At 69.3% G+C, this 6,649-nt stretch carries 7 protein-coding genes; 6 read left to right on the top strand and 1 reads right to left on the bottom strand.

Annotated features, from left to right (window positions below; all coding sequences use genetic code 11):
* Window positions 1–631, bottom strand: a 631-nt coding sequence (locus AC27IQ_RS17300) for a LacI family DNA-binding transcriptional regulator (protein WP_487090193.1), incomplete at its 3' end; no start/stop codon positions are given.
* Between the two features lie 161 nt (window positions 632–792).
* Here AC27IQ_RS17300 and AC27IQ_RS17295 point away from each other — a divergent pair.
* From AC27IQ_RS17295 to AC27IQ_RS17270, 6 genes are all read left to right on the top strand, one after another.
* The gene (locus tag AC27IQ_RS17295; RefSeq protein WP_487090192.1) at window positions 793–1,371 is read left to right on the top strand and encodes a gluconokinase; all 579 of its coding nucleotides are present in this window, start codon (window positions 793–795) and stop codon (window positions 1,369–1,371) included.
* Window positions 1,368–1,928, top strand: coding sequence for a TRAP transporter small permease (locus tag AC27IQ_RS17290; protein ID WP_487090191.1), 561 nt, complete (start codon window positions 1,368–1,370; stop codon window positions 1,926–1,928). Before AC27IQ_RS17295 ends, AC27IQ_RS17290 begins: the two co-directional genes overlap by 4 nt.
* Window positions 1,929–1,938: 10 nt before the next feature.
* Window positions 1,939–3,219, top strand: a complete 1,281-nt coding sequence (locus tag AC27IQ_RS17285; RefSeq protein ID WP_284413210.1) for a TRAP transporter large permease — start codon at window positions 1,939–1,941, stop codon at window positions 3,217–3,219.
* Window positions 3,220–3,293: 74 nt separating this feature from the next.
* On the top strand, window positions 3,294–4,304 hold the full coding sequence (locus AC27IQ_RS17280) for a TRAP transporter substrate-binding protein (RefSeq protein WP_317355031.1): 1,011 nt from the start codon (window positions 3,294–3,296) through the stop codon (window positions 4,302–4,304).
* A gap of 129 nt (window positions 4,305–4,433) precedes the next feature.
* Complete coding sequence (gene edd, locus AC27IQ_RS17275) at window positions 4,434–6,242, top strand: phosphogluconate dehydratase (RefSeq protein WP_317355034.1); 1,809 nt, start codon at window positions 4,434–4,436, stop codon at window positions 6,240–6,242.
* A 59-nt stretch (window positions 6,243–6,301) separates the two neighbouring features.
* On the top strand, window positions 6,302–6,649 hold a 348-nt coding region (locus AC27IQ_RS17270; protein ID WP_487090194.1), incomplete at its 3' end, for a beta/alpha barrel domain-containing protein.

The following is a 6,649-nucleotide window of genomic DNA, read 5'->3' as shown; positions in this document are numbered from 1 at the left end:
GGTAGCCCTCGGCGCGCTGCAGCGTGCGCGGGTCCAGCTGGGCGGCGCAGAAGGCGATGCGGCGGCGGCCCCGGTCCAGCAGGTGGCGGGTGATGGCCGCGCCCGCATCGGTCTGCGAAAAGCCCACGCAGGCGACGTCCGGCGCCGTGCTGGTCTCCATCAGGTGCACGCAGGGCACGCCGCTGCGGGCGATGAGCTGGCGGGCGGTTTCGCTGCGGTCGAACCCGGTGACCAGCAGGCCGGCGGGCCGGTGGGGCAGGTAGGTGCGCAACAGCAGCTCTTCTTCGGTGGTGTCGTAGTGGGTCACGCCAATGAGCGGGTGAAAGCCCTCGGGGAACAGCGTGCGGTGCACCGCCTCCAGCAGATCGACGAAGAGCGTGTTGGACAGCATGGGCACCAGCACCAGCACCTGGGTGCTGCGCTGGGAGGCGAGGGCGCGCGCCGCCGGATCGGGCACGTAGCCCAGGCGGTCGGCCGAGGCGCGCACGCGCTCGGCCAGTTGCGCGTCCACGCTGCGTTCGCCGCGCAGCACGCGCGAGACGGTGATCGGGCTCACGGCGGCATCGCGCGCCACGTCATCGAGCGTGATGCGGCCGCTGGAACGGCGGGGGCGGCGGGTGGCGTCGGTCAAGGGTTAATCCGGAGCAGTCTGGGTGGCATTGTTTCCTAAGATAGCGCTATCTTTCACAGGGTAAACAAGCATGCGGCGACCGATGGCGCTGTAGCGTGCGGCAAACCCGGCCCAGCCACCCGCGGTGCGGCGCCATGCCCCACCGCATTTCTTCGAATTCAATGGATAGCGCTATCTCAATGTTTCGCCCGCAGGCCATCGTCGTGATGGGCGTGTCGGGCTGTGGCAAGTCCAGCGTCGGCGAGTCCTGCGCGCAGGCCCTGGGCTGGACGCTGCACGAAGGCGACGCCTACCACGCCCCTGAGAGCATCGCCAAGATGCGGGCCGGCACGCCGCTGACCGATGCCGACCGCGCCGGCTGGCTCGGCCGCCTGGCCCGGTTGCTGGACTCCAGCGAAGGCGGGCCGGGCGTGGTGCTGACCTGCTCCGCGCTGCGCCGCAAGTACCGCGACCGCCTGCGCGAGGCGCACCCGGCGCTCGGCTTCGTCTTCCTGAAGCTGGGCTATGACGAAGCGCTGGTGCGCGTGCAGTCGCGGCCCGGCCACTTCTTTTCGCCCGCCCTGGTGGCCGACCAGTTCGCCACGCTGGAATCGCCCGAAGGCGAGCCCGGCGTGCTGACGCTCGATGCCACGCAGCCCATCGCCACGCTGGTGCAGGACTCCGTGGCCTGGGTGCGCGGCCCCGAGGCTTTCACCCCCGAAAAAACAGGCCGCGACACAGCGGCAGGAGACAACGCATGAGCAGTCCGCAGCCGCCGACGAGGGATCTGGCCGCCCCGTCCGCCCCGTCTTCTTCCCCACACGCGCCACCCCGCCGCAAGCCGGCGCTGCAGCGGCTGGCCGAGCTGTTCATGGTGCTGGCGCTCGCCGGCATGGTGGTGGCGGTGTTCGTCAACGTGGTGCTGCGCTATGTGTTCCACACCAGCATCGTGTCGTACGAAGAGGTCTCGCGCCTGCTGTTCGTCTGGCTGGTGGCGGTGGGCTCCATCGTCGCGGCCTTCGAAGGCAAGCACCTGGGCTTCGACATGCTCACCTCGCGCGTGAAGGGCGGGGCGCGCAAGGGCCTGTTCTGGGTGAGCCAGTTGCTCGTGGCGGTGTGCATGGTGCTGCTGCTGAAGGGCTCCTGGGAGCAGGTGGTGGCCGGCATGAGCAGCTACAGCACGGTGCTCGGCTACCCGCTGGCGCTGGCCGCAGCCGCCACGCTGGTGCTGGCGGCCGGCCTGCTGGTGGCCCTGGTGTTCGACCTGCTGCGCGGCGAGCCGCCCACGCCGGCCGGCCCGGCGGGCGATATCGAATAAGGGGCCGGACATGATCGTGACCGCGATTTTTCTGCTGGTGCTCATCGGCGGCATGGTGATCGGCATGCCGATCGCCCACGCGCTGGTGCTGACGGGCGTGGCCCTGATGTGGCACCTGGACTTCTTCGACTCGCAGTTGCTCGCGCAGAACCTGCAGGCCGGCTTCGACAACTTTCCGCTGCTGGCGGTGCCCTTCTTCATCCTGGCGGGCGAACTGATGAATGCGGGCGGGCTGTCGCGCCGCATCATCGACCTGGCGCGCGCCTTCGTGGGGCACATCCGCGGAGGCCTGGGTTTCGTGGCCATCGGCGCCGCGGTGCTGCTGGCCTCGATGAGCGGCTCGGCCATCGCCGACACCGCGGCCCTGGCCACCATCCTGCTGCCGATGATGCGCCAGCAGAACTACCCGCCCAGCTACAGCGCGGGCCTGCTGGCATCGGGCGGCATCATCGCGCCGATCATTCCGCCGTCGATGCCGTTCGTGATCTACGGGGTGACGACCAACACCTCCATCAGCAAGCTGTTCCTGGCGGGGGTGTTTCCCGGCCTGATGATGGGCATCTTCCTGATCCTGGCCTGGTGGTGGATCGCCCGCAAGCACCAGCTGCCGTCCATGGAGCGCGTGGAATGGGGTGCGCGCATGAAGGCGCTGGTCCACAGCTTCTGGGCCATGATGATGCCGGTCATCATCCTGGGCGGGCTCAAGGGCGGCATCTTCACGCCGACCGAAGCCGCCGTGGTGGCCGCGGTCTACGCCCTGTTCGTGTCGATGTTCGTGTACCGCGAACTCACCTGGGCCCAGTTGTACGAGGTGTTCCTGGCAGCGGGCAAGACCACCGCCGTGGTGATGTTCCTGTGCGGCGCGGCCACTGTGACGGCTTACATGATCACCCTGGCCGACCTGCCCGCCATGCTGGCGGACAGCTTCTCCGGCGTGATGGGCAATCCCATCGTGTTCATGGCGCTGATGATGCTGTTCCTGCTCGTCGTGGGCACGGCCATGGACCTGACGCCCACCATCCTGATCTTCGGGCCGGTGTGCCTGCCGCTGGCGGTGAAGGCCGGCATCGATCCGGTGTACTTCGGCTTCATGTTCATCTATGTGGGATCGCTCGGCCTCATCACGCCGCCCGTCGGCACGGTACAGAACGTGGTGGCGGGGGTGGGTGGTCTGCGCATGGAGACCGTCATCAAGGGCACCACGCCGTTCCTGCTGATGTACGTGGTGCTGCTGGTGCTGTTCGTGCTGTTCCCGGTGCTGATCACCGGCCCGCTGCGCTGGCTGCATTGAGCCGCCGCCGGCCCCGATTTCCAATGGTTTCGTTTTCCCTCTCTCTTCAGCGCTTTCAATACAAGGAGACAAGCATGCGTATCCGTTTCGCTCTCGCCGGCCTGGTGGCCGCACTGGTGGCCGCCGGGGCCGCCCAGGCCCAGGACTTCAAGCCGCGCCTCGTGCGCTTCGGCTATGGCCTGGTCGACGATTCCAACCAGGGCCGCGCGGCGCGCCTGTTCGCGCAGGAGGTCGAGAAGGCCTCCGGCGGCAAGATGAAGGTGCGCACCATCGGCAACGCCGCCCTGGGCTCCGACACCCAGATGCAGCAGGCGCTGATCGGCGGCGCGCAGGAGATGATGGTGGGCTCCACCGCCACGCTGGTGGGCATCGTGCCCGAGATGGCCGTGTGGGACACGCCGTTCCTCTTCAACAACGTGAAGGAGGCCGATGCCGTGCTCGACGGCCCGGTCGGCGAAAAGGTCAAGGCCAAGCTGGAGCCCAAGGGCATGGTCGGGCTGGTCTACTGGGAGAACGGCTTTCGCAACCTCACCAACAGCAAGCGCCCCGTCAACAAGCTGGAAGACCTGGGCGACATCAAGCTGCGCGTGATGCAGAACAACGTGTTCCTGGACAGCTTCAAGGCCCTGGGCGCCAACGCCGTGCCGCTGCCGTTCTCGGAACTGTTCACCGCCCTGGAAACGCGCGCGGTCGATGGGCAGGAGAACCCGTTCAACACGGTGGTGTCCAGCAAGTTCTACGAAGTGCAGAAGTACCTCACGGTGACCAACCACGTGTACAGCCCGTGGATCGTCACCGTCAGCAAGAAGTGGTGGGACACCCTCTCCGCCGCGGAAAAGAAGGTGCTGCAGGACGCCGCCGTCAAGAGCCGCGACTTCGAGCGCAAGGACACGCGCGAAGAAGCCGCCAAGGCCCTGGCCGACCTCAAGACCAAGGGCATGCAGGTCAACGAGCTGCCCGGCTCGGAAGCCAACCGCATGCGCGAGAAGCTCGCCAGCGTGAACACCGGCATCGCCAAATCGGTCGGCCAGGAAACCTGGGACGCGGTGAACGCGGCCGTCAAGCAGGCGCGCGGCGCCCAGTAACCCGGCACGCATGGGCTCGCCCCGCGGCCACGGGCCGGGGCGGGCCGACACATGCCCTTTGCCTACAGACGGAGCGGCCTGCGGGTTTACCATGGGCGCTCCGCCAGCCCGTTGCCAACACCCGCCAGCATGCCCATCCACGACACCGTTGAAGCCGTTACCCGGCGCATCCGCGAGCGCAGCGCGCCCACCCGCGCCGCCTACCTTGCCCAGCTCGAAGCCCATGCACACCGCGACCGCGGTGCCGACCGACTGGGTTGCGCCAACGTGGCGCACGCCTTCGCCGGCATGCCCGGCAACGACAAGCTGCGCGTGGTGGCCCAGAAGGCACCCAACGTTGGCATCGTCAATGCCTACAACGACATGCTCTCGGCCCACGCGCCGCTGCAGCACTACCCCGATCTGATCAAGGACGAGGTCCGAAAGCACGGCGCCACCGCGCAGGTCGCCGGCGGGGTGCCCGCCATGTGCGACGGCGTCACGCAGGGCACGCCCGGCATGGAGCTGAGCCTGTTCAGCCGCGACGTGATCGCCATGGCCACGGCGGTGTCCCTGAGCCATGACGTGTTCGACGCCGCGCTCATGCTGGGCGTGTGCGACAAGATCGTGCCCGGCCTGCTCATCGGCGCGCTGCAGTTCGGCCACCTGCCCACCGTCTTCGTGCCGGCCGGGCCCATGACCTCGGGCCTGTCGAACAACGCCAAGGCCAAGGTGCGCGAGCAGGCCGCGCAAGGCCTGGTGGGCCGCGCCGAACTGCTGGCCGCTGAATCCGCCGCCTACCACAGCGAAGGCACCTGCACGTTCTACGGCACCGCCAACAGCAACCAGATGCTGCTGGAAGCCATGGGCCTGCACGTGCCCGGCACCGCCTTCATCAACCCCGGCCAGGCGCTGCGGCAGGAGCTGACCCGCGAGGCCGCGCGCACCGTGCTCGGCCCCGCGTGCCCGCCCATCGGCAAGGTTATCGACGAGCGCGCCATCGTCAACGCCATGTCGGCCTTGCTCGCCACGGGCGGCTCCACCAACCACCTCATCCACTGGGTGGCCGTGGCGCGTGCGGCCGGCATCGTCATCGACTGGGACGACTTCGCCGCGCTGTCGCACGCCGTGCCGCTGCTGGCCCGCGTGTACCCCAACGGCAGCGCCGACGTGAACCAGTTCCAGGCCGCGGGCGGCCCGGGCTACGTGTTGCGCGAACTGCTCGATGCCGGCCTGATGCACGAAGACGTGCTCACCGTGCGGCCCGGCGGCATCCGCGAATACACCCGGCTGCCCCATGGCAACGCCGAAGGGCGCCTGGGCTGGACCGACATCGGCGCCAGCGGCGACGACGGCGTGCTGCGCCCGGCCACCGCGCCGTTCAGCGCCACCGGCGGCCTCAAGCTGCTGCAGGGCAACCTGGGGCGCAGCGTGATCAAGGTCTCTGCCGTGCCGGAAGACCGCCACGTGGTCGAGGCGCCCGCCGCCGTGTTCGGCTCGCAGGCCGAACTGCAGGCCGCCTTCCAGGCCGGGCAGCTGGACCGCGACGTGATCTGCGTGGTGCGCTGGCAAGGGCCGCAGGCCAACGGCATGCCCGAGCTGCACAAGCTGACCCCGCCCCTGGCCGTGCTGCAAGGCAAGGGATACCGCGTGGCGCTGGTGACCGATGGCCGCATGAGCGGCGCATCGGGCAAGGTGCCGGCCGCCATCCACGTCTCGCCCGAAGCCAACGCCGGCGGCGCGCTGGCGCGGGTGCAGGACGGCGACGTCATCCGGCTGGACGCCGTGGCGGGCACGCTCGACGTGCTGGTCGATGCCGCCACCTGGCAGGCCCGCACGCCCGCCGTGCTGCCGCCCGCACAGGCCGAAGACAACGCCCACGGCTGGGGCCGTGAACTGTTTGCCGGATTCCGGCGCAACGCGCTCAGCGCAGAAGAGGGAGCCTGCTCGTGGCTGTGAACGACGACGACACCAACCAGCAGAACCACGGCAACGCGGCCTTCACCGCCGTGCAGGTCATGCGCGACGCGCCGGTCATCCCGGTCATCGTGCTCAACGATGTGGCCCACGCCGTGCCCATGGCCCGCGCCCTGGTGGCTGGCGGCATCCGCATGCTGGAGGTGACGCTGCGCACCCCGCAGGCCCTGGCCTGCATGGAAGCCATCGCCCGCGACGTGCCCGAAGCAGTGGTCGGCGCCGGCACCGTGCGCAGCGCGGCCGATGCCCAGGCCGCCGCCCGTGCCGGGGCCCGCTTCGCGGTGAGCCCGGGCTTCACCCCAGCGGTCGGCCGCGCCTGCCGCGACCTGGGGCTGCCGTTGCTGCCCGGCGTGGCAACGGGCAGCGAGATCATGATGGCGCAGGAAGAG

It is taken from the genome of Acidovorax sp. KPB24-07 (assembly GCF_057543315.1).
This window is presented reverse-complemented; position numbering and strand designations above follow the sequence as displayed.

What these genes read in the sequence shown, in the direction of transcription:
- AC27IQ_RS17285 (WP_284413210.1), top strand. Translation starts at nt 1,939, where the DNA reads ATGATCGTGACCGCGATTTTTCTGCTGGTGCTCATCGGCGGCATGGTG.
- AC27IQ_RS17280 (WP_317355031.1), top strand. Translation starts at nt 3,294, where the DNA reads ATGCGTATCCGTTTCGCTCTCGCCGGCCTGGTGGCCGCACTGGTGGCC.
- AC27IQ_RS17290 (WP_487090191.1), top strand. Translation starts at nt 1,368, where the DNA reads ATGAGCAGTCCGCAGCCGCCGACGAGGGATCTGGCCGCCCCGTCCGCC.
- edd (WP_317355034.1), top strand. Translation starts at nt 4,434, where the DNA reads ATGCCCATCCACGACACCGTTGAAGCCGTTACCCGGCGCATCCGCGAG.
- AC27IQ_RS17295 (WP_487090192.1), top strand. Translation starts at nt 793, where the DNA reads ATGGATAGCGCTATCTCAATGTTTCGCCCGCAGGCCATCGTCGTGATG.